This is a genomic window from Mucilaginibacter sp. P5_A4 (assembly GCF_056400605.1).
Genome location: NZ_JBFUKX010000009.1, coordinates 56,951 through 80,562, shown reverse-complemented (window position 1 = coordinate 80,562; position 23,612 = coordinate 56,951). Strand labels below are relative to the sequence as shown.

The window sequence follows — 23,612 nt, the reverse complement described above, 5'->3', positions numbered from 1 at the left end:
TCAGTATTTAATGATGATGAAACCGGTTTTATGTTTATTTTCTTCACCCTTCTTATATTCCAGCGTGTAAAAATAGGTACCCGGCTGCTGCATGGCGCCGCCTATACTGGAATGCCCGTCGAATACTTTCGAGCTGTTATCATAGCCATTCGCTTCAAATATTTTAACACCACTGCGGTTCATGATCGTTAATTTATTATCCGGGTAGGCGGTTAAGCCGTCTATGATCAGCACATCATTAATACCATCCCCGTTTGGAGAAAGACCCTGGTGTACTACAATTCCTTCATTGCTGATGTCGCGCTGCGGCGGAGCCACGGCCAGCGGGGCGCTTTTTAATGACACGGAGCCTGCTGAAGGTTCTGTTCCGTAAATCAACTGCCCTTTATAATAAACCGTAATGTGGTTATTCTCCTTCATCACATCTTTGGCCAGGTAGGAGTAATCATTCAGTTCATTAAAGTTCGACCAGTCTGCTTTGACAATACGGTACTGGATATTGCCCGATGAACTTAAAGGATAAAGGGTACCGGCTGAGGAATTTACCGCAAGCTCAAAATAGGTGTCGGCCCCGGTAAGCGCAGTACTTAATGGTACAAAGTTACCGCTGATGTTACCGCTGCCTTTTTTAGCATAATCTATCCAGTAGTTCAGGCTTTGTGTGCCGTCTTTGGTAAACCAGTAACGGGCCGTAATGTCGCCAAAAGCTACCGGTACATTCCCGGTATTGTTAATAGCCAGGTAGGTGCTGATGGTATTGCCGCTGGTAGCTGTGTTTTGATTCTGGTAAAACACGTTCAGGCTGGTAAGCGGGGTAGCAGCAGTTGGCTCGGTTCCCCATATCAGCATCCCGTTGCGGTAAAGCGTGATATGGTTGTTGCCAGCATAGCTGCTGGTATTGCTTTGATGGGAATAATCATCCGCCTCGTTCAACAATCCCCAGTCCTGGTTGGCAAACCTGGATTGTATTTGCCCGGTATTGCTGTTAGCGCCCAGGTTTCCTGTTGCGGTGAAACTATATTCCACATAACCCAGGGCGCCATTCCGGGGCTGATCCAAAGGAACATATTTCATTTTTACATTGCTGTTCCCCAGCTGGGCGTAATCAATCCAGGTATTGATGCCGGCATAATTCTCTGCAGTGAACCAGTAACGCATGGTTAACTCACTATAGGCTACGCCAACAGAATCGGCATTCACCACCTTCACATATGGGCGGGCGATGTTATTGGTCAATTGTCCGGTATCCCCATCCTGGTACTGTACCTGCAGGTTAAGCGGAATAACGGTAAAGGTTTGGCTAAGCGTTGTGTCTTTATAAGTTGCGTTACCCGGCTGGCTGGCTGTAATAACAGTTGTTCCGGTTCCCACAATATGAACCAGTCCGTTGGTTACCGTTGCAACACCTGTATTACTGCTGCCAAAGCTTACCGGCAGGCCCGATGAAGCAGTTGCGGAAATACTAAAATCAGCATCACCTGGTCTTTTAGCAGGCAGGGCGTTGAAAGTAATAGTTTGAGCCAGTTTGTTTACGGTAAGGCTTTGGCTTACCGAACTTGCAGGAAGATAGGTAGCATTCCCGGCTTGTGAAGCGGTAATAACAGTTGTACCTGCTCCTTTGATGTGAATTTTCCCGTTTAAGATGGCTGCAACTGTTGTATCGGAACTTGCGTAAGAGATCAATAGGCCTGAGCTTACTGCTGCACCCGCATAGAAATCGGCATCGGTAACCGTTTTGGGGCTTAAAGTATTGAAAGCTATAGTTTGAGCCAGTTTGTTTACCGCAAGGCTTTGGCTTACCGAACTTGCCGGAAGATAGGTGGCATTCCCGGCTTGTGAAGCGGTAATAACAGTGTTTCCTGCACCTTTGATGTGAATTTTCCCGTTTAAGATGGCTGCAACTGTCGTATCGCCGCTTGTGTAAGATACCAATAGACCTGAGCTTACTGCTGCACCCGCATAGAAATCAGTATCGATAACAGTTTTGGGAGTTAAAGTGCTAAAGGTTATTGTTTGATCTTTTTTAACTATGGTTAAAGTTTGGTTCATGGATGTTGCCGCTTTATAAGCAGTGTTTCCGGCCTGAGAAGCGGTAATGACAGCCGTTCCTGCTGCTTTAATATGGACATTCCCGTTAACAACAGCTGCAATTGTAGTATCTGAACTGGTGTATGTTAGTGGAAGGCCCGAAGATGCAGTGGCAGGAGGTGCAAAATCGGTATCACCCATTACCTTCTGCGTCATAAGGTTAAAGGTAATTGTTTGATCGCTAAGAAGGTCCGCAGCAATTTCTGTGGCGCTTAATGCCCTGCTGTAAATCTTAAACGCGTCAATTGAGCCTTTAAGCATAGGATCACCTGAAAATTGCGATTTGCCTAAATAATTAAAACCTGTAGTTCCCAGGGCCGATGGCTTGATACTGATAGCTGTGGTGGACGCTACAGCTGCGCCGTTGATATATAAAGTACAAGTACTGCCCGACCTTGTTACTGCCAGGTTTGTCCAGGTATTGAGCGGGAATGTATAATTAAAATTCAGGTTCTGTTCGGCAGCAGACCCGTTTTTAATTGCATAACGGACAGTTGATTTTCCGCTTACCACGGCTGCCTGAACTGTTAAGAACATATACTGAGTAGTGCTTTGCCCAAAATCAAATACACGCATCCAGGTAGTAATAGCGTCCATTCTTACCCACGTAGAAATGGTAAAATCATTTAGCGTACTCATAGTGCCCGATGGAAGCGTTGTATAAGCATTGGCCGTTCCATCCAACAGGAGCGATTGGCCGTACTTGCCGGTACCATGGCTGGCTGTAGCCGCCAGTGTAGCATGTTTTGCGCCCCAGGCGTCGACCCCTTTGGTGCCGCTTTGCTCATCAAATTTATAATAATCATTCTGGCCAATATTGGGTTTCGCAATTACTTCTATGCTGTTTGGGCTTTCAACAGTGCTGTCAATTGATGTAACCACGTAAAAATAGGTGCTTCCGTTAGTCACGTTCGCATCGGTATATTGTGTAGTACTAACATTTCCAAGGGTGGTATAAGGCCCTCCCGAAGTAGTGGAACGTTTAACTTTATAGCTGAAGTTTGATATCGGCCCCCATTCTATAATGTTTTTAGCATCTCCCGCTGCAACCAGGATTCCGCTAACGATGTTGCTTTGAACCGTTAAAGCAAGAGCTGCGGTATCCGCAGTGCTTCCGTTTGATGCAGTTAGGGTAACAGAAAAAACTCCGGTTTGGGTTGGAGCGCCCGAAATTACTCCCGTATTTGTATTAATATTCAACCCGGTAGGAAGCCCGCTTGCCGAAAAACTATTGGGCGATTTGATTGCCCCGATAGTATAATTAAAAGACTTTCCGACTACAACAGTGTCGGTTAATGAACTGGTGATGGTAACGGGCAAAGTGCGGTCATCCAGTAACTGAACATCGTTGCCCGTTCCTCCCTGATAGGTTATCCGGAAACTGTAACCGCCCACGGTAACTAAAGACAATTCCGGCAAATCTTTAAAAGTTCCGGCAATGGCGGTGCTGCCTGTATTATTAATAATGGTATAAGAAGTGCCCGATGGTAATGTGCCTGCAATGCCCGTTACTGATAATTTAGGATTATTGACCAGGGTTACACTGGTAGCTGTTATCTTATCTCCCGTAGCACTTCCCAAATCAATTTCGGCATTGTAGGTAGCATCAGACTTTAATGTTAAGGCTCCGGTTATCAGCGAACCGATTGCCTGGTTTCCGGGCTCAAGTATCGCGCCTGTTCCGCTTCCGGTTCCGATAGTAACTGATCCTGAACCTTTACCGGTTCCGCCGAATGAACCGGCTGTAACCGTAAGCGCGCTGTTAAATACGCCGGACGACGGGTCGTTATTCAGCAAGAATTTTCCGCCATTGATGGTTGTGGTGCCGCCATATGAATTATTGCCGCTAAAAATAAGTACGCCCGAGCCTACTTTTTCAACGTTCATTGAGCCCGACATGACGCCTCCAAAATTTGTACTAAGGTTTAATGCACCAATGCTGATGGTAGGACTACCTCCCGCATCTGTCCGGATTGCCCCCCTGCCGGAAAGTGCGCCAAAACTGATGGTACCGGTAGCGAACAGTATGCCCTGGCAGTCGTTACCATTGGCATCCAGGTTCCAGTAAGCTTTTGCACTACCCGATTCTGGTACTTCAAAACGCACCCGGTTATTACCGCTACGTAATTTGGATACAAAAGTACCGGTGAAATTGCTGTTATCGCCAAAAAGGTGTAAGCCCGCGTAAGTGTTTCCATCCTGTATAATGGTGCCGTTACCCAAAAGCTTGCCCCGCAGGTTTATTGCGTTACTGGTTTGATAAAAATAACTGGTTTTACCGGCAGCTATTTCAAAGTCATTATAAAAGGTTGCATCGCCATTTGCAGAGAATAATGCCCCGCCATTCATAATGATTTTACCCGTGCCCAGCGGCCCGGATGTTGGAGCCGAAGGCGTTCCGGTACCAGCGCCCGAAACTTCCAAACCATATACGGGGGGCCAGCTTTGCCCGTTGCCGTTTAGTGTGGTGGTGCCGGTGTAAGTATTGTTCCCTGATATATAAAGATATCCTATGCCATTTTTAAGCAAACTTCCGTTTCCGCTTAGCCCTCCGGTGAGGGATACCGTACCGCTGGTTATGGTGTTTACATTGAGTAAAGTATCCAGTACAACAGGTGTACTCAGGGTATGGGAGGTTGTGGCATTGTTAACCAGGTCATTCTTTAAATGAAGTGTATCGCCGGATATGGTATAACTGTTTGCGCCCGCGTTAAATTGCATCCGCGAAACCGCCAGCCCTTTAATGTTATTAGTCAAAATAGTATCAGCCGATGCGTTGAACATAATAATGGCCGGGCTTGCCGGTATAGCATTTTCTACCCAGTTGGAAGCCCGTTTTAATGAATCGGTTTCGGTTGCCGGTTTCCAGGTATAAGAACCAGCCCCGGGGACCCCGAATGCCTCGATCGAATTCGTGCTTTCTTTGGTTTGCCCAACTGACGAAACCACATAATAATAAGGGCTTCCGTTGCTTACATTTATATCGGCGTAACTGGTACCCGGCACATTAGCTACGGTTGTATAAGGGCCGCCGCTAACGGTGCTTCTTTTTACATTATAGGTTGCTGCTCCGGAAGCGGTGGTCCAGCTTAAATCAATTTCTTTGTTTTTATTAACCACAGTGGGTTGTGCAGGGGCCGCAGGCGGAACTGAAGCAACGACCTCGTTGGAGTTACTACTTTCCAGATTCCCGGTAAAGGCCGTAATAATATAATAGTTGTTTACTTCGGGCACAGGAGAAGCATCAGTAAAGCTGGTACCGCTAACCCCTGCCTGGATTGTTGTATATGCACCTCCGGGGCTTAGCGAACGTTTAACCGAATAACCGGTAGCGTTGGCCGAAGCTGCCCAGGTCAATTTAATTTGCGTAGCGTTAACCACCGATGCCGCGGCCGATGCAGGCGCTGCGGGCGTTTGGTTATTGATAACGTTGAGGATGAGGGTTGCCGTACCTGTGCCGTTGGCATTGGTAGCTGCTATGGCAACTTCGCTTTGCCCTAAAGCAGTAGGTGTGCCGGAAATAATACCGGTAGCCGCATCAAGGCTAAGCCCAGCTGGCAAGCCGCTGGCACTATAAGAAGATGGATTAGCACCGGCGGTAATATTATAACTGAAAGGTGTGCTAATTGTAGCTGTGGCTGTAGTAGCACTGCTGATATCCGGAGAGCCGGCCGGCGCAGTTCGACTATAAGCTACATTGCTGAACGTGGCAGTATTGAGTGCCGAAGCATTACCAGAGATGGTATAAAACCCGGCATACAGATCGGTTGGGAAACCTGTTGCAGAATACCAGCAGCTAAGATTGGTCCAGTTAATACCGTCCTGCGAATGGTAGGCGAATATACGCGTACCTACGCGTTCGATTTTTAACCACCAGGGGGCTTTGGGCTGCCAATGATTGCCGATACCGCCTGTAGCGTTGAGAAAAATATCCCAAAATGCGGAACCAGCAGCCAGCGATTGACGTAACATGACGCCGCAGCCGCCGGTATTGAGCGACATGCTGTTAACTTTTACGACCAGGCCAGCATTGCCGCTGATCTTTTTAAAATTGAAGCTGAAGGCATTACTGGTAGAAGTTCCGGCAGAATTAACTGTCCAGACCCCGTTATTCAACGAAGCGCTGCCTGCCAGCCCGGTATTACCGATATCCAGATTGGTTACGTTACTCACCGCCTGTACGTTATCGGTAGGGTAAACAACCGGCGTTAAAGGTGTGGCATGCGAGGTATCGGAAGATTTTAAATACAAAAACGAAAAACCATCTTCGCCTGCCAGCGCACGTATTTGCTCGGTATATGGTGTTGGGATGCCTTTACGGAGTGCATATGCTCCCTTGATGATATTGTTAAACGGATGCCTGTGAACAAATCCGGGAGGGATTCCCCAATTGGTCCAATAGCTGGCATAGGCTCCGTATGGTATAAAAGATAAGGTACCGGCAGGCGACTGACTATACTGATTATATAATTCGCCGATTTTAAACAAACGATTATCAAATTCTGCAAACAGGTCAACCCCTTGTTTCCAGGCTACTTCGGCACTCCACCCAAGCGCCTGGATCTGCTCAAACCAGTGGTCATCACGACCGGAGTCACCTACTTCGCCGTTAGGTAAGCTATTCCGCAACCCGCCGCCTGCATCCATACGGTATACCTCAAGGGCTTGCTGCCATAAAACAGGATCTTTTAAATAGGCCGATATACCAATTGCAATTGCAGTTTGAAGAGCCCCTTTATTAGCATCCCTTGTAGGGTAAGGCGACCAAGAAGTTGGAAATAAAACATTACGGAAATAATTATTGACATGGGTATCGTTAGCCGCTGTCCATCCCGGGAAGATGCTTCTTAAAATATCAGCCCCGGCAACAAAATAAGCTACCCGGTCGCCAATATCGAGCATATTTTCTCCGCCACCCCAGGTGGTATTGGTAACTGCCCATGCATCCAGCATATTGGTAGCTTTACGGGCGTATGTGGAATCGCCTGTAAAAACATACATGAACGCCAGGTTATGAATAGCGATCATATCATCCAGCCATGCCGGATTGTTTAAATTGGGTGCCCGGGTTACCGTAGCAAAAGGCCCTCTCATTCCATAGCTCAATTGCGAATGCGAATCGCCTTTGAGGGAGTTATATCCCGTAAGCCAGGGCTCTGTATTCATATTGGCCTTAAGTTGAGCCAGGTCTGCCTGGGTGAAGGGAACGCCGGGATTTACAAAGGTCTGTGCCCGGGTTACTTTACTTGTGGTTATGAGGCAAGCAAAAATAAGCAGGAAAAGAAATAAACTTTTTTTTCTTTTCCGGGGTGTGAGATAGGTACAAAGGTTCATAAATAGTGAATAATTAGTTTAAACTTTGATTATTATGGATTGGCTAAAAAAATACATGTATAAGAACATCGCCATCGTAAGATGATTTGATGGCGCAATTAAAATAGGTCAGTCGTAAATAGCAGGTGTGTATGTATATAGAAAACAGCGTTTTTGTGCCTTGTAGTTATTGTTCTATAACTATTCAGGCAAAAGCAAGTACTACTTTCCACAGGTCATCAAATAGACAGGCAATGGCATTTATTATACTCAAATAATTTAAAATATTTTTAGGGGGAAACCTGCTATAGGCGATTTGTGAAGTAATTCATTGTAAATCAGCTGATTGTTTGTTGTTTGGAGGAGAGGGTTAATTTTGTATGCCGCTTATTTACAGGGAATTGTAAACAGTAAAAAGAGGCATACCGGAGCTGGACCTGGATTTTGCATCTTATTATCTACAAGGTATCTCCGACACGACCAAAATCCAACCGATTTATAGAACATAAAATTACGTTGGGTGAAAGGCGACGTCAATTCCTGACGTTTTCTGCTGTTAAGCGGAAAGTGATTTCTAAAATGTTTTATGAACTTTTGTATTGACCTGTTTTCGCTGTTCAAGACCTCTTAAAGTAAAGTTTTTAACCTACGAAAAAGCATGTTGCTATGCCGGGGGCATTTTTATAAAGATAGTAAAAACCAAAACTGCATGGTATTGTTAACATGTTTCAATAATCGAATTAGCCTTATTAATCACAACAATCAAAATCAACAACAATGAGTAAAATTACAGTAAAAGACGGCACTGAAATTTATTACAAGGACTGGGGGACCGGACAACCGCTTTTTTTTCATCACGGCTGGCCTTTATCAGGTGATGACTGGGATGCACAGATGGTGTTTTTCCTTGGGCAGGGATTTAGGGTTATCGCCCATGATCGCCGGGGGCATGGAAGATCGGCCCAAACGGCCGACGGACATGATATGGACACCTATGCAGCCGATGTGGCCGAGCTTACCCAGGCACTTGATTTAAAAGACGCTGTGCACATTGGCCATTCTACAGGTGGTGGCGAAGTTATCCGTTATGTTGCAAAACATGGAAAAGGCCGCGTAGCCAAAGCTGTGTTGATCAGTGCGGTTACGCCCATCATGGTACAAACCGAAAACAATCCCGACGGAATTCCAATGTCCATATTTGATGAGATCCGCGAAGGCACTGCAACACACCGGCCACAATATTTCCAGGATTTTACCATGCCCTTTTACGGATTTAACCGTGAGGGAGCTAAAATATCGCAGGGAATCAGGGACAACTGGTGGCGCCAGGGCATGATGGGCGGAATAAAAGCGCACTATGACTGTATTAAGGCTTTTTCGGAAACAGATTTTACAGAAGACCTTAAAAGCGTGGATGTTCCTGTACTTGTTATGCATGGCGAGGATGACCAGATTGTTCCATTTGCCCTTACAGCAGTAAAAGCTGTAAAGCTTGTAAAAAACGGAAAGCTTATTTCATATCCTGGTTTCCCCCACGGAATGCCAACAACAGAAGCTGCAACCATTAATAAAGATCTTTTGGCTTTTATTAAATCATAAATAAAAAAGATAATTAGGTTCAAGAATGTAAAGCCTTGGAAATTAATATTTCAAGGCTTTATTTGTGTTGATCTCAATCACAGCTTGCGTAACCAAAAGGTCTCGTTATATTTGTAACTCAGGGTCTCAGATAAAAAGCCGCTACCTAAAACAATACAAGCTTATATTTATGTCACAATCAGTTACTACAAAGGGTAAGGTATCTTCTTTTTTCTCGGTTTTAAAACAAGCAATAAAGGGTCACGAAGTTGACCTAACCTCCATCAGCATAAAAAGAGCAATTGTTTTATTGGCTATCCCCATGATGTTGGAAATGGCTATGGAATCTGTTTTTGCGCTGGTCGACCTTTATTTTGTAGGTCATTTAAACAACAGCAGTCATGCTATTCAAACAGTGGGATTAACCGAATCTGTATTAACCGTAATATATTCATTGGCCATAGGCTTAAGTATGGCCGCAACGGCCGTTGTTGCACGCCGCATTGGTGAAAAAAATCCTGAAGCCGCATCAAAGGCAGGCATGCAAACCATTATAATTGCTGTGTTTATTAACCTGTCCATCAGTATTTTTGGGTTTTTACACGCCAGGGACCTGCTTTTAATTATGGGTGCATCGACAGAAACTGCAGATCATGGAACTCCATTCGTCCGCATTATGATGGGCGGTAGTATCATCATTGTGCTGTTGTTTTTAATAAATGGTATTTTCAGGGGAGCCGGTAACGCCGCCATCGCCATGCGTAGTTTGTGGATTGCTAATATGGCGAACATTATTTTATGCCCCATTTTTATCAGGGGCCTTGGTCCTATCCCGGCTTTTGGATTAACAGGAGCGGCTATAGCCACAAGTATTGGTCGCGGTTTGGGTGTTACCTATCAGGTTTACAATTTATTTAATGGCAAAAATGCTTTAAAAATCCGTATAAGCTATTTTATACCCGACTGGCAGCAGATTAAAGCGATTATAAAAATTGCGGCGCCCGGTATTTTGCAATTTGTAATAGCCAGTTGCAGCTGGATATTTTTGGCGCAATTGGTTGCTACAACAGGCGGCGATCATGGTTCTGCAGGTTACCAAACATCACTCCGGTTAATGATGTTCTTCCTGCTACCGGCCTGGGGCTTGAGCAATGCAGCAGCAACATTGGTTGGGCAAAATTTAGGCGCCGGGCATTTGGACAGGGCAGAACAGTCGGTATTTCAAACTATAAAATATACGGTTGTATTTTTAGGCATTGTGAGCGTATTGTTTTTAACCTGCGGACATTTATTTGCCTCTTTTTTTACAGACGATGAGGAGGTTAAAAAAGTGGCCACCCGATCGTTACAAATTTTAAGCGGTGGTTTTATTATTTACGGAGCAGGTATGGTTTTTACCAGTGCGTTTAATGGCGCCGGCGATACCTGGACACCAACTAAAATTAATGTTTTTACCTTTTGGTTATTCCAGATACCCTTTGCTTATTTATTGGCCAAGTATTTTTCAATGGGGCCAACCGGCGTTTTTATTTCCATCCCTGTCGCCGAAATAGGATTGGCCATAGCAGCTTATATACTGTTTAAGCGTGGAAAATGGAAGAAAACCCTGGTGTAGTGTATTATTTAGTATCGCAGATCAACTAACTTTTTAACGGGTTCAACGCCGGTATTTTATGGTGTGACTTTTGATTGCAAGTTTATTAAAATACAGCCTTGACAGGCATGTTGTAATCATTTTCTTAAAGTTTAGTTAACATTAGTAGTGTAAGTTTGCGCGGACAAGTCATGGAAATTGCCGACACTACTTTACTTTCGCGTATCAGGGAAGACGATCATTCGGCCTTTGACCTGCTGTTTGAACGTTACTGGGAGCGGTCATACCGGGCAGCCCGGGGCAGGCTTGATGATGAAGCACAGGCGCAGGACCTTGTGCAGGAGATTTTTATCAAACTCTGGCAGCGCAGGCATACTTTAGCTGTCCAAACCAGCTTGGAGCAATACTTATTAAGTGCGGTGCGCTTAAGCGTAATCAGTTATTTCAGGTCTCAAAAGGTTACTCATGTTCGCCTGCAGGATGCGATGCAGCGGGTAGAGCTGCTTGAAAACTCGATACACGACCATACGGGATACCTTGAGTTGGAGCGGACTCTTGAGCGGGCTGTTAAACATATGCCCGAGATGCTGCAAAAGGTTTACCAGTTGCGCAGCGAAAACCATTCGGTAAAAGCAATTGCCAGTGAGCTGGGACTGGCCGAACAAACAGTAAAAAACTATATCTCTGAAGTATTACGGCGGCTGCGAATTGCAATTGCTAAAAAACACCCCGAACAAAGTACAGCATATTTAGCGCTGATACTTTTTGTGCTTTACAATTAATTAACAAAATGGTGATGTAAATTATAAGTACCCTGACGGCTTTTTGACGACTTAATGTTGAAAACCCACCATGGAGCTACGTAAATTTATAAAACAACTTGGCCGGTACCTCAATGGTACCACCAATGAAACCGAAAAAGCCATAATTGAAGCCTGGTATGATTCCTACGAGACCGAAAGCGAAAAGCAGTCTTTATCAGCTAAGGAGCGCGAGCGTGTCAGGAATGCCATGCACGCAAGGATCAGCGAAAGCATAAACAAGTCCGCGCCGTCCGCATGGTTCAATTACCGCATTGCTGCAAGTGTTTTATTGTTATGCTGTTCATCTGTGCTGGTTTTTTTCCTGCTTAGGCCAGCGGCTCCCGTTCAGGAAACATTTACAACTTTACGTACGCGTAGCGGAGAGATTAGACGGGTTACATTGCCAGACAGCTCCGTTATATGGCTAAACGCACAAAGCAGGATGCGTATCCCTTCCAATTTTGATAAGGCTATACGCCAGGTATATTTAGATGAAGGCGAAGCTTTTTTTGAAGTAAAACATAACACCCGTAAACCATTTCGGGTTATCACGGCTCCGTTACAGGTGCAAGTTTTAGGGACCTCATTTAATATCAACGCCTATCATAGCCTGCCTCATGTCAAAATCACGGTGGTTACCGGCAAAGTGGGGGTAAGCAAAGCAACAAAACTGCTGTCGTTCGTCACGCCGGGGCAGGAACTCAGTTACCTGACAGATCGCGGCACCTTTGAGCAGAAAAAAGTAGACGCCAGTCAAAGCCAGAGCTGGAAAGACGGAGATACTTATTTAAACCGCGTAAAATTTGATGAGCTGTCGCTGGTTTTTAAAAACCTGTACGGTCTTACGTTAAAGGCGGGCAACAAGCGGGTACATGATTATTTATTCACCTTACGCATTAAACGTAACACACCCAGCGCAGAAGCACTGAAGCTTATCAGCGCGATACACAATGCACATTTCAGAAAGGAGGGTACTTACGTAATTATTTATTAGCCTTAAAAAAGAAACCGGTCCTGTTTCAGCAGGAGCCGGCTTTAATTTCAGCAGGTGAAGGTTTGCCGACCCCGCCCGCAATGCTTAGCAACTATTTGACCTATTACAAAGCAATCAAAAATATGAATTTCTATACACAGTTATGCAGACAGATTATGCGTATCTCATTTTTACTAATTTCCATATCAATAACCATCGGCCTGGTATCGGTGCGGGCAACTGAGTTGGCAGCACAGGGGGTAAACACCCGCCTGGATATCAGCCTGGGAAACGAAGATCTTTCGACCGCTATTAAAAAGCTGGAGCAAAAGGCCAATGTTGTTTTTGCTTATGATGAAGTTTTCTTAAACCTGGCCGGTAAGCATGTCAATCCGGCAAATTACCGGAACGAAAGCCTGAAAAACATCCTTGGTGCATTATTCAAGGGGCAGGAGATCGGGTTTAAAGAACAGGCCGGTAATATTATCCTCTTCAGGCAACTGACAGGCCGCATAAACGGCAAGGTTACCGATGAAAACGGTCAGCCACTACCGGGAGCATCTGTAAGTATTGCGGGTACCACATCGGGAATGATGACCAATAATGATGGTAGTTATACGATTGCCATTCCGGAAGGTGCTTATACCGTGGCCGTTTCATTTGTAGGATATAAACGATTGGAAACCGCCGATGTAAAGGTTACCGGCAATCAAACCACCATATTGAATATCAGCCTGGTGCCAGGTATGCTGTTAAAAGAAGTAACCGTAAGCTACGGTAAACAGCGTATCAAAGAAGTCACCGGGTCTTTGACCCAGGTAGACGCGGCTCCGCTCCAGGATATGCCGGTGATGCAGTTTGTCCAACAATTGCAGGGAAAGGCAGCAGGTGTACAGATCGCGCAAAGCAGCGGTCAGCCAGGCCGTGGTGTGGAGTTTCGGATCCGGGGTGCGGCCTCGTTTTACGCCAGCAACCAGCCTTTGATAGTGGTAGATGGTATTCCTGTTACCGGCAGTATCAACAACATGAACCCTGCCGAGATCGAAAGTTTCAGTATATTAAAGGACGCGTCGGCTACCGCGCTTTATGGTTCACGTGCTGCAAATGGTGTAGTGCTGATTACCACGAAGCACGCTAAACCTGGCGACGCACAGATTGAATTTAACGCGAATTACGGTGTTCAGAAAATACCGGGCGAGCGTGTTCCGAAAATGATGGATGCACGCGGGTTTACGCAATACATGAAAGAGAAGTTTGAGGATAGCCGCAAATATGAGCTCGGTTATATCACACCTACCCCGGCCGATTATTTAAATCCGGAGCAGTATGGCGAAGGTACCAACTGGTATAAATTGCTTACCCGTGCCGCGCCAATTCAAAGTTATGATGTTACTATTCGCAGCGCCCGCGAAAAATCAAGTTCAACCGTTATGGCTGGTTACCAGGAGCAACAGGGCGTGCTCATCAATACCGGTACCAAATTGTTTTCACTACGCATTAACCAGGACCTTTCTTTAAGCAATAACAGACTGAAAATAGGTTTTAACCTTGCCCCAAGCTATCGCCTGGACCATAATAACCGGTTAGGCACCGATGGTGTGGGCGGCCTGTTTGAAAGGATTTTTGAAGCCAGCCCTTTAAAATCTCCTTATAATGCCGATGGTAGCTATAACCGTGATACCTACTCACCGGGCATGGTGGCCTATATTAACCCGCTGGCTCAGTTCAATCTCACCAACGATGATTATAAAACAACCCGCATATTAGCAAACGGCTATTTAAACTATGAGTTTTTAAAAGGCTTGAGTATTAAAACCAACCTGGCGGTAGATAAGGGCAGCGAAACACGCCAGTATTTCCAATCGGGGGTGGTTACTTCAACGGTAGGTCAGGCCACCGGAACCAGCAGTTCAGTAGATAATGGATCCTACACCGCCGAGGCTAACCTGGTTTATCGCAAATCTTTAGGTGATCACAACCTGGAAGCGCTTGCTGGCTACTCTGCTCAAAAATATAGCGGCACCAGTAATACGCTAACTGGTTTAGGTTATCCGAGCAATGATATCCCGTATTTAAACGCAGCTACCAGCTTATCAGCCGGAGGTAGTTCCTATAGCGCATATTCATTATTGTCAAGCATCGCCCGTCTTAACTATAACTATAAAGGCAGGTACCTGCTGCAAGGCGCAATTCGCCGCGACGGCTCTTCCCGCTTTGGCGAGAATCAGCGTTATGGCAATTTCCCTTCGGTGTCAGCGGGCTGGGTAGTAAGTGATGAAAAGTTCATGGAGCGCTTCCGGTTTCTTGACCTGGTGAAGATTCGCGCGAGTTATGGCGTAACCGGTAATAATTTCTTTTTGGGTAACTACGATGCGCAGGCAACCATAGGGAAATATTATTATGAATTTGGTGGCGCAGCTGTTTCAGGTCAAGCCATCAATCGTTTGGGCAACAGCGAACTTCGCTGGGAACGCAACAAACAGTTTGACCTGGGGATCGATCTTTCCTTCTTTAATAACCGGTTGAATTTTACTTACGATTATTACCACAAGATCTCTGACGGACTTATTATGCAACGCCCCATACCAAAAGCTTCGGGTTCTACCAGTATCCTGGATAATGTGGGTGTGATTGAATTGTGGGGACACGAGTTTACGGTTAACTCTACCAATCTTACAGGTAAGTTTAAATGGACTACTAATTTAAATATTTCTTTTGATCGCAACCTGATCAAGGATATCGTTAATCCGGGTTACATCCGCAGGAACAACACCGTATCATCTGATTACTTCCGCCAGCAGGAGGGACATCACCTGGGCGAGTTTTATGGCTTTGTGTTTTTAGGCTTATATAAAGATGCCAATGACCTGGCCAACTCGGCAAAATACGGCAGTGCGTCAGATGTTGGCACCATTAAGGTGAAGGATATTAACGGTGACGGGGTTATTGATGATGTGAACGACCGTACCTTTATTGGCGACCCCACACCAACTTTTACAGGTGGCCTTACCAATAACTTTGTTTATAAAAACTGGGACCTGAACATCCATATGTCTTTTTCTGTAGGCGGTAAAATACTGAATGCCGCCAAGTGGGCCTATCAAAGCAATCTCGACGGTTCGCGTGTTATGCTTGCAGCAGCTGCGGACCGCTGGCGCTCGCCCGAAAATCCGGGCTCAGGCGTTTATCCCCGTACAAAAACCGGTACTACGGCAATGGGGCGCCAGGTTAATTCGCAATGGGTTGAAAACGGCTCTTACCTCACTGCAAAAAATATCTCGCTGGGCTATCGTTTCAACCTGGGCGATAAATTCTTAATGCGTAACCTGAGAGTGTATACATCAGTACAGCAGGCTTTTGTATTCACTAAATATTCGGGTATGAACCCCGAAATCAACTTCGCTGGGCTTGATCCTACGCAGGGTATCGGTGTTGATGAAAATGCTTATCCTATACCCCGCACATTTTCATTTGGTGTTTCAGCAACTTTTAAATAACCCTCTAAAAGAACATTTTATGAAAAAGATATATATCATTTTTGCTTTTATCGCACTTACAGCACTTTCGTGTAAAAAGGACTTTATTGATCTTACACCCAAAGATTCCTATACCAGTGCTTCATTCTATAAAACTCCCGACCAGTTTAAACAAGCTGCCATCGCGGCATATGTACCATTGCAGGATGTTTTGGTGAACGATTATTTTACATCAGAAATACGCTCGGATAATACCATTTATCAACCATATCCCAGCAATCGTGGTACCTCCTATTTATACCGTGAAAGTATTTCAAACTTCACCAATACGCCCACTAATGATTATGTGAACGCTGTTTGGCAGCATTGTTATACCGGTATTTCGCGAACCAATATTGTGATTCAGCGCCTGGCAGCGGCTGATTTTGATGCGGCAACCAAATCACCAATTGATGGACAGATGAAGTTTTTAAGGGCTTTCTACTATTTTAAATTGGTTAGGTTGTTTGGCGGTGTACCCTTGTTTTTAAAGGAAGTGACTAAGGTCGATGAAGCTTTTTTACCACGTTCAGCGGCTGATGCAGTATATAGCCAGATTATTGCCGACACGAAGGACGCCATCAGTGAGCTGAACGCCCCTGCCAGGTTTCCGCAAACGGGAGAGGCCACCAAAGGGTCGGCAACGATGTTGTTGGCTGAGGTTTATGCCACCCAAAAGAAATGGGTCGATGCCGAAATCCTGCTGAACACTCTTGCCGGTATGGGTTACGGACTGAATGCCAATTATGCGGATGCATTTACACCGATAAATAAAAACAGCAAGGAATCCATATTCGATATCCAGTTTCTGGAAGGAACAGTTTTGGGCACTACCCCGAATCCGCTGCCTTTCCATTTTTTACCGCGGAGCACCAATACATCGGTTATTACGGGTATCGCGATCAACAATAGTTCAACCGGCGGCTGGAATACACCCACGCAGGACCTGATTAATGCTTATGAGCCGAATGATAAACGCCTGGCGGCATCGATAGGAATTGTTGAAGGAGCTTATAATGCCAGCGACCTGTTTGTTTATTCGGCCAATAAAAGTGTGGTGGGATATGTACCTGCCGCGGGTAAAATTGGCGTACCCTATATCAAAAAATATGAACATCCGCCGCTTATCGCGGTTACAGGCTCCAGCGATAACTTCCCTATCTACCGGTATTCTGATGCGTTGCTGCTTTTGGCCGAAGCAGAAAACGAACAAGGTAAATCGCCGCTAACGGCATTAAATATAGTAAGGTCAAGGGCCGGATTACCTGAAACCGCTACTGCCGACCAGGCGTCTCTCCGCGATATCATTGCTCACGAGCGCCGGGTGGAATTAGCCTTTGAAAATCACCGGTGGAACGACCTGGTACGTACCGGCCGGGCGGTTGAGGTAATGAATACTTTTGGCACCCTGCTTAAAACACAGGTAAATTACCTTACGCCGGATACTTATAATGTAACGGCTAACAAGTTGTTATATCCAATACCACAGCCGGAAATTGATTTGAACCCGGGCGTAATGACACAAAACCCCGGTTATTAATCCATCATCTTTTACCATCTCCGCCTGCGGATAACTGCAGGCGGGGATATGGTTTAACCTTCAAACAAAAAACTCATGATACTCAAATACAGAAACGCATTGGCAGCCAGGTTTTGCCTTGGCTTGCTATTGCTGAATTATAATGCACAATCAAAAAATAACTTACCATTAACGGATACGGTTTTAAACACTCCAGGACCTGACGCGGTGGTTAAACCCGGCGATTTTTCCATTGCCGTACTACCCGATACGCAATACTACCTGGCCCAGGCACAGCTTGGTGGAACCTTTGATATGTTTAAAGCGCAGATTGACTGGATAAAAAAGAACCAGGTTAAAGAAAACATAGCCTATGTGGCACATATGGGCGATATTACCGAGCATGGCGATAACCCGGTTACGGAACGGGCCGAATGGTACCTGGCCAAGACCGCGCTTTACGGCCTGGAAAACCCGGTAAGCATACCCTATGGGCTGGCTGTTGGTAACCATGATCAGTTCCCGTCGCAGTATCCGGTTAAAGGTTCCACCAGCGGCTATAACCAATATTTTGGTATAAAGCATTTTGAAGGGCGCCCTTATTACGGCGGTCATTATGGCGAGAATAACGATAGCCACTACGACCTGTTTACTGCCGGCGGCGTTGATTTCATTGTATTATTCCTGGAATATGATGCCTTTAATGAGGATCAGGCGGGCATGTATTCCTGGGCCAACCAGGTTTTAGCCAAATATACCAGTCGCAAGGCAATTGTTGTAAGCCACTCCATTTTGCATTTTAACCCGGTAACCGGTTCCAACACGCCGCAGGCACCTTTTAACGCGCAGGGTAAAGCTATTTATGAAAGCCTGAAAAGTAACCCCAATTTGTTTATGATGCTTTGCGGACATGTTGGAGACAATGGCGAGGGTTATCGCACCGAAACCTATAACGGGCATACAATTAGGGCTTTCCTGAACGATTATCAAAGTCGGCCTAACGGTGGGAACGGTTTAATGCGCCTGTACAAGTTTTCGGTTAAGCATAATGAATTGTCGGTCAGGACATTTTCGCCTTATGCCACAGAAAACGAAACGGATGCTGACAGCCAGTTTACCGTGCCTTTATTTGATACTCCTGTAAAGTAAGCAGCTATGAAAATCGTTTTAAAAACATTGGTAATTATTGTGCTGACAAGCCTCCATGCCCTGGCACAAAAGCCGAAATATGTAGTTATCATCAGCATTGATGGCTTCAGGCCCGAATTTTACAGCGGCCAGGCCTGTTTTTAGGCGGATTGCTGCTTTTTCCAACTACCGAAACAAGACGTAGTTATCGTACCTCTTTGATACCGGACCAGGTAAAGATCATAAAGAGGGGCAGCGGCTTGATAGTATAAATGACACGTAGGTTGCAGCCGTCTTTTTTATAAGCCCTGTTCAAAATCATAGCGGCCGTCCTGTCGGCCGCTATGCCTCTTTTTAACTTAGTTTTTGATGATCTTATAAACCCCTCCTTTGGTATTTCCGGGGCCGGTATCTGGATTGGTTGAAAAATAGAGCTCACCTGCCGGGTCTTCACCAAACCCGGTTATTTTTAGGTTTGAGGGAAGATTTTGTAAAGCGATATCTCCCCTTTGCCATTTATTCCCTGCTTTTTTCAAAAAGAACACCTTTCCCACCCAATCTGCAAACACATATTTGCTTTTTAAAGCAGGCATTTGTTGCCCGTTATAAACGTAACCTCCAATAACACTCACCCCAATTTTATGGCTGTATTCAGCTATGGGCATAGTAATTCCCTTGATAACACATCCTGTGGCAGGGTTGTAGCAATGTGTTCCTTCCATTAAACGCCAGCCGTAATTAGCACCCTTGGTAACGATATCCACTTCTTCCCATAAATCCTGACCAACATCGCCGGCAAACATTTGGCCCGTGGCGCTGTCGAAGGAAAAGCGGTATGGGTTACGGAAACCGTAGGCCCATATTTCGGGTTTTGCGTCTTTTCTGCCAACAAAGGGATTGTCTTTAGGCACCATATATCCAGCCCTGGCATTAACATCTACACGCAATATTTTAGCCAGCCAGGTATTCAGTTCTTGTCCGTTACCGGTTTTTCCGTGCCTGTCACCCTGGCCACCGCCATCGCCGAATGAGATATACAAATAGCCATCGGGACCAAACCTGATACAGCCGCCATTATGGTTTGATTCTGGTTCTTCAATAGTAAGTATAATACGCCCGCTGTTAGTTTCAATCATACCTGAACCAGCCGATAGCTTATACTCGGCTACAACGCCCGTATGATCTGATTGTTGAGCGGACGGCCTGCTGTAAAACACATAAAATTTTCCATTGGTTTTAAATTTTGGGTGCAGGGCAATACTCAGTAGCCCCCGCTCTTCATAACTACTGCTTAAATCTACCAGCTTACTGTGCAGATCAAGTAAAGCAGCCTCCCTTAATTTCCCGTTCTTAACTACCCGGATCTTCCCGGTTTGCTCCGTAATCCACACATCTCCGTTACCCGGGAAGGCCATGTCCGTAGGGGCATTCAAATTTTCAGCAACCAGTTGAACTTTTAAAGTTATGGTTGATGGCTCTTCCATTTTTGTGGCTGGTTTATCATTATTAAAAGAAGGGAGCAAGCACATCAAAATGCCCGAGCACAGGAGGATAATCAATGGTGCCCATAATTTTGATGGTTTCCATGTGAATTTATTACGGAATTTGCTTTTCATTATTTGGTTAGTTTCAGGTTAGTATTTATTTATCAGGTCAAACTATAGTGCCCTGATTTAATCGGCTGCTTTCAAAATTATTTTTTCATTTTCGCCCGTGTTAAAAGTAATTGTTTTACCATTAAGTATTTCCGCATTTTTTCCGTTGCGAATCAAGTGCACTTTTTGATCCGGCCATGGGTTTTCCATGGTGCAGTTTCTGCCTTTTTCGCTAAGCAGGCTAACATATTCAACTTTCCCGTTTTTTAATTTACTGCTGATCACAAATGCGCTATAAGCCCTGAGTTTATCAAAACTTGCATCTTTAGCGTGGTTCCAATTGGGGAACACCCGTACTACGCCTTCATAGCTTTGCAACAGCATTTCATTAATAGTGAGCGGTACGGCAGCAAGGGTTTCAATACCGCCTCCGCTTTGAGTGATCCACAGGTTAGGTAATGATTGCGCGGCGATACGGGCTTTCAAATAATTTAAAACCTCATCTGGGTTATATCCTGCACGCACTGCTCCGGGAAAGCAAGTTTCTATCCCATTGCCCAGGGTATTACCCCAGTCTGCCGGGCTTTCTGCCTTGTCTTTCCAATGGGATATATCACTAAGCAATATTTTATTAAACTCTGGTGTGCTAATTGGCCCTGCAACACCCCCGGGCAATATTAGCCCATGAATGGACACGCGTGACAAACCATCCACACGGTTCACCCACGCTGAAGGGCTTTTCTCTGCGTTTTTCAGGGCGATTCTGCCATTAGTTTCTCCCACGGGGAAATCGCTGATATGATTGCGGATATCCTGCCATTTAGCCTGCCGGGTTTCATCAATTTTTAAAAAGCTACTCACATCCATCATTCCCTTAAAAAGCATTTTTACCAAACCTAATGAAAGTGTGGAGTTAAAATCGCCCAGTTGGTTACGCCATTGCCCTTTATTTTTAAGGTTAGGCATTACTTCGCCAAAATGATCATTATAGATCACATAACGGCCATTTTCAAGCTTCAAATAGTCTTCCCAAAAATTAGCACACTGCAACAGGTAAGGATATATCCGCCGGGCATAATTGGCGTCATAGGTACTGTAAAAACGCATCAGCATATTGCCTGCACCAAAAACTGCATTAATTTTTTGCCCCAGGAACTTATAACCATGATCGATAGTGTCTTCCCGCGAACCATACCGTTTTTCCATCTCATCAGGAGTAAGCGGCCAGCGCGTGGTACACAATCCTTTTGGCCCGATACCAACCGGGTAATACATGCCATTGATATGAAGCAGGTCCTGGGCATGGAATTTGCCCATCTTCATGTAATCCAGCAAGGGCTGATCATAATTGTCAATCAAATCGATGTAATTAGATGAATAGGCCGCCCAGAAAGGGGCTTCATAATTATAGTTCAGGTGATAATCGCCACCCCATGAGGTTGAGTCTCGGGTAACGAACGGGCCCCATATACCAGGGGCGAATTTATTCCCCCGCGTGATACATGCAAACAGGTATTGAGAAGCATAATAGTATTTTTCAAGCACCATATCCCCAATTTTTATATTTGAACGGTCCCAAAAGTTTTTCCACCATTGCTCATGTACGGTTTGTATTTTCCCTATCTTACCCGGTGTTAATAACCGGGCCTCGTTAATAGCGGCATCCTTCCAGTCCTTACGATCATGATTGGTATACATGATAACTGAAATGGTTACTTTTTGATTTGGCAATAGCGTAACCGTTCCATCATTTTTTAATTCAGCACCTAATACCTTCATGGCCAATATCACATGCGAGGGCCACTCCAGCATAGGGGTGTTTTCAAAAGAACGGCTTACCCAAATCACATCGCCGGTTTTGCCGGCATGGTTAACAGCCGTATTGCCTTTAGCCGACCATAGATTTAGCTTTAAACGACAGGTTTTATTGGCCGAAAAGCTGGCTGTCATCATATTGTTTTCAGCTGCTACCCAGGTATTAAGAGTAACTGTGAGCCCGTTTTTTTTGAAAGATGCTTTAATAATAGCCTTGTCCTGTATTTGCTCGGCGTAATAGGCAGCGCCTTTTAGCGCATTAATACCAATGGTTAACCCGCCCGGCAAAGCAATGCCGCCGCCGGGATATACCGGGTATGCCCGCCAGAAATCATTTTTACCTAAAAAGAAACATAAATTTTCGGGATTGCCGCCCATCGTCAGGCCGATATCCCCGTTACCGGCAAGCGGTGCATCAGGGGGTTTTGAAGTGGGCGTTTGCTGGGGTGGCTGGGTAAATATTGCTTTATAACGCCCGGCATAAACAGACTGGGCATAGCTTTGCGCGGGGCAAACCAGCAGGAGGATAATTATTGTTTTTATTAATTTCATGAAACACTAATAAGTTACCGCTACACTTTTGCCGGTTTGCGCCGCCTTATAAATAGCTTCCAGGATTACCAGGTCCCGCCGTCCTACCGTTCCCGAAACTGCGGATTCGCTGTTATTTATAATACATTGGGCAAAATTATCCATCTGCAATGCCTGCTGAACAGGAGGTGTAAAATTAAGCGGGCCCCGGCTGGTATCCACTACCATGCCCCGGTAAGTAAAAGCATGTTCTTTAAACTCAATCCATCCTTTTGCGCCTTCGGCCCTGAAACGATCGGAGTTGTGCCGGTAACTGGTAAAAGCGCTGCATTCAGCGCCGCCCGGAAACTGCATGGTCCAGTTCATGCCCTCTTCTACATCACTAAAAATATCAGGGCGGGTTTTGGGTATCTCGCTGGCGGTCACTGATATTGGACCTGCACCATTGGCAGCCATACATGCCCCGTGAATAATATAAATACCCAGGTCCATCATAGGGCCGCCGCCTGCTAACTTTTTATCTGCCCGCCAAACTTTACTATTCATTATAAATCCACGATCACCTGTCATTTTAGTGAAGGCGCCAAAGTCTTTATCCCTCGCCAGCCGCATCAGCTCCTGATGGTAAGGATCAAAATGTAAACGATAGCCTACAGATAATTTAACCTTAGCATCATTGCATGCCTTTATAATAGCATCACATTCGGCAACCGTATTTGCCATGGGCTTTTCGCAAATGATGTGTTTGCCTGCTTTCGCAGCGGTGATAGCGTGCCGGGCATGGAGGCCGTTGGGGGTTACCACATATACAATGTCAATATCCGGGTTATTGGCCAGTTGCGCCATGGTTTCATAATTGTAAATATTTTTTTCGGGGAAACCATAATCCTTGGCCCATTGCAAGCCCTTGGCTTTATCACCGGTTACTACACCTTTAAGCTTGCAATACTTTGTTTGCATTAAAGCCGGGCCTAATTGCCTGGTACTATATTTTCCCAATCCAACCAACGCGATGCCAAGAGGCCGTTTTCCCGGCCATGCCGCAAATATCGACCGGGGAGTTAATAATGCAGCGGCGCCAACGCCCATCTGCCCTATAAAGGCCCGGCGAGAAACAGAATTACTTTTCATGCACTACATTTTGCTATTAAACTAAAGCA

Annotated in this window: 12 protein-coding genes; 8 read left to right on the top strand and 4 right to left on the bottom strand. The window is 45.4% G+C overall.

Annotated elements, in window-relative coordinates:
* Positions 1 to 7,422 (bottom strand): cellulose binding domain-containing protein, encoded by a 7,422-nt coding sequence (locus tag AC1DQW_RS08115; RefSeq protein ID WP_477453620.1) that lies wholly within the window; start codon positions 7,420 to 7,422, stop codon positions 1 to 3.
* A 756-nt stretch (positions 7,423 to 8,178) separates the two neighbouring features.
* Between AC1DQW_RS08115 and AC1DQW_RS08110 the strand changes: the two genes are divergently transcribed.
* From AC1DQW_RS08110 to AC1DQW_RS08075, 8 genes are all read left to right on the top strand, one after another.
* Complete coding sequence (locus tag AC1DQW_RS08110; RefSeq protein WP_477453619.1) at positions 8,179 to 9,000, top strand: alpha/beta fold hydrolase; 822 nt, start codon at positions 8,179 to 8,181, stop codon at positions 8,998 to 9,000.
* A gap of 169 nt (positions 9,001 to 9,169) precedes the next feature.
* Positions 9,170 to 10,594: an MATE family efflux transporter gene (locus AC1DQW_RS08105; RefSeq protein WP_477453618.1), complete on the top strand. Its 1,425-nt coding sequence runs from the start codon at positions 9,170 to 9,172 to the stop codon at positions 10,592 to 10,594.
* A gap of 170 nt (positions 10,595 to 10,764) precedes the next feature.
* The gene (locus AC1DQW_RS08100) at positions 10,765 to 11,355 is read left to right on the top strand and encodes an RNA polymerase sigma factor (RefSeq protein ID WP_477453617.1); all 591 of its coding nucleotides are present in this window, start codon (positions 10,765 to 10,767) and stop codon (positions 11,353 to 11,355) included.
* Positions 11,356 to 11,425: 70 nt separating this feature from the next.
* Positions 11,426 to 12,370, top strand: a complete 945-nt coding sequence (locus AC1DQW_RS08095) for a FecR family protein (protein WP_477453616.1) — start codon at positions 11,426 to 11,428, stop codon at positions 12,368 to 12,370.
* A gap of 155 nt (positions 12,371 to 12,525) precedes the next feature.
* Positions 12,526 to 15,846, top strand: a complete 3,321-nt coding sequence (locus tag AC1DQW_RS08090; protein WP_477453615.1) for a SusC/RagA family TonB-linked outer membrane protein — start codon at positions 12,526 to 12,528, stop codon at positions 15,844 to 15,846.
* 19 nt (positions 15,847 to 15,865) lie between these two features.
* Positions 15,866 to 17,404: a RagB/SusD family nutrient uptake outer membrane protein gene (locus AC1DQW_RS08085; protein WP_477453614.1), complete on the top strand. Its 1,539-nt coding sequence runs from the start codon at positions 15,866 to 15,868 to the stop codon at positions 17,402 to 17,404.
* A 75-nt stretch (positions 17,405 to 17,479) separates the two neighbouring features.
* Entirely contained in the window at positions 17,480 to 18,532 is a 1,053-nt protein-coding gene (locus AC1DQW_RS08080; protein ID WP_477453613.1) for a metallophosphoesterase, read from the top strand.
* A 6-nt stretch (positions 18,533 to 18,538) separates the two neighbouring features.
* The gene (locus AC1DQW_RS08075; RefSeq protein WP_477453612.1) at positions 18,539 to 18,676 is read left to right on the top strand and encodes a hypothetical protein; all 138 of its coding nucleotides are present in this window, start codon (positions 18,539 to 18,541) and stop codon (positions 18,674 to 18,676) included.
* Between the two features lie 194 nt (positions 18,677 to 18,870).
* On the opposite strand, the gene AC1DQW_RS08070 is transcribed toward AC1DQW_RS08075, so the two are convergent.
* Genes AC1DQW_RS08070 through AC1DQW_RS08060 form a run of 3 tightly spaced genes read right to left on the bottom strand, consistent with a single transcriptional unit; the run spans position 18,871 to position 23,583 of the window.
* The gene (locus AC1DQW_RS08070; protein WP_477453611.1) at positions 18,871 to 20,127 is read right to left on the bottom strand and encodes a PQQ-dependent sugar dehydrogenase; all 1,257 of its coding nucleotides are present in this window, start codon (positions 20,125 to 20,127) and stop codon (positions 18,871 to 18,873) included.
* A 57-nt stretch (positions 20,128 to 20,184) separates the two neighbouring features.
* A complete protein-coding gene (locus AC1DQW_RS08065; RefSeq protein ID WP_477453610.1) occupies positions 20,185 to 22,473 on the bottom strand; it encodes a glycosyl hydrolase family 95 catalytic domain-containing protein in 2,289 nt (762 codons plus the stop codon).
* 6 nt (positions 22,474 to 22,479) lie between these two features.
* Positions 22,480 to 23,583, bottom strand: a complete 1,104-nt coding sequence (locus AC1DQW_RS08060; protein WP_477453609.1) for a Gfo/Idh/MocA family protein — start codon at positions 23,581 to 23,583, stop codon at positions 22,480 to 22,482.
* Positions 23,584 to 23,612: the final 29 nt, after the last annotated feature.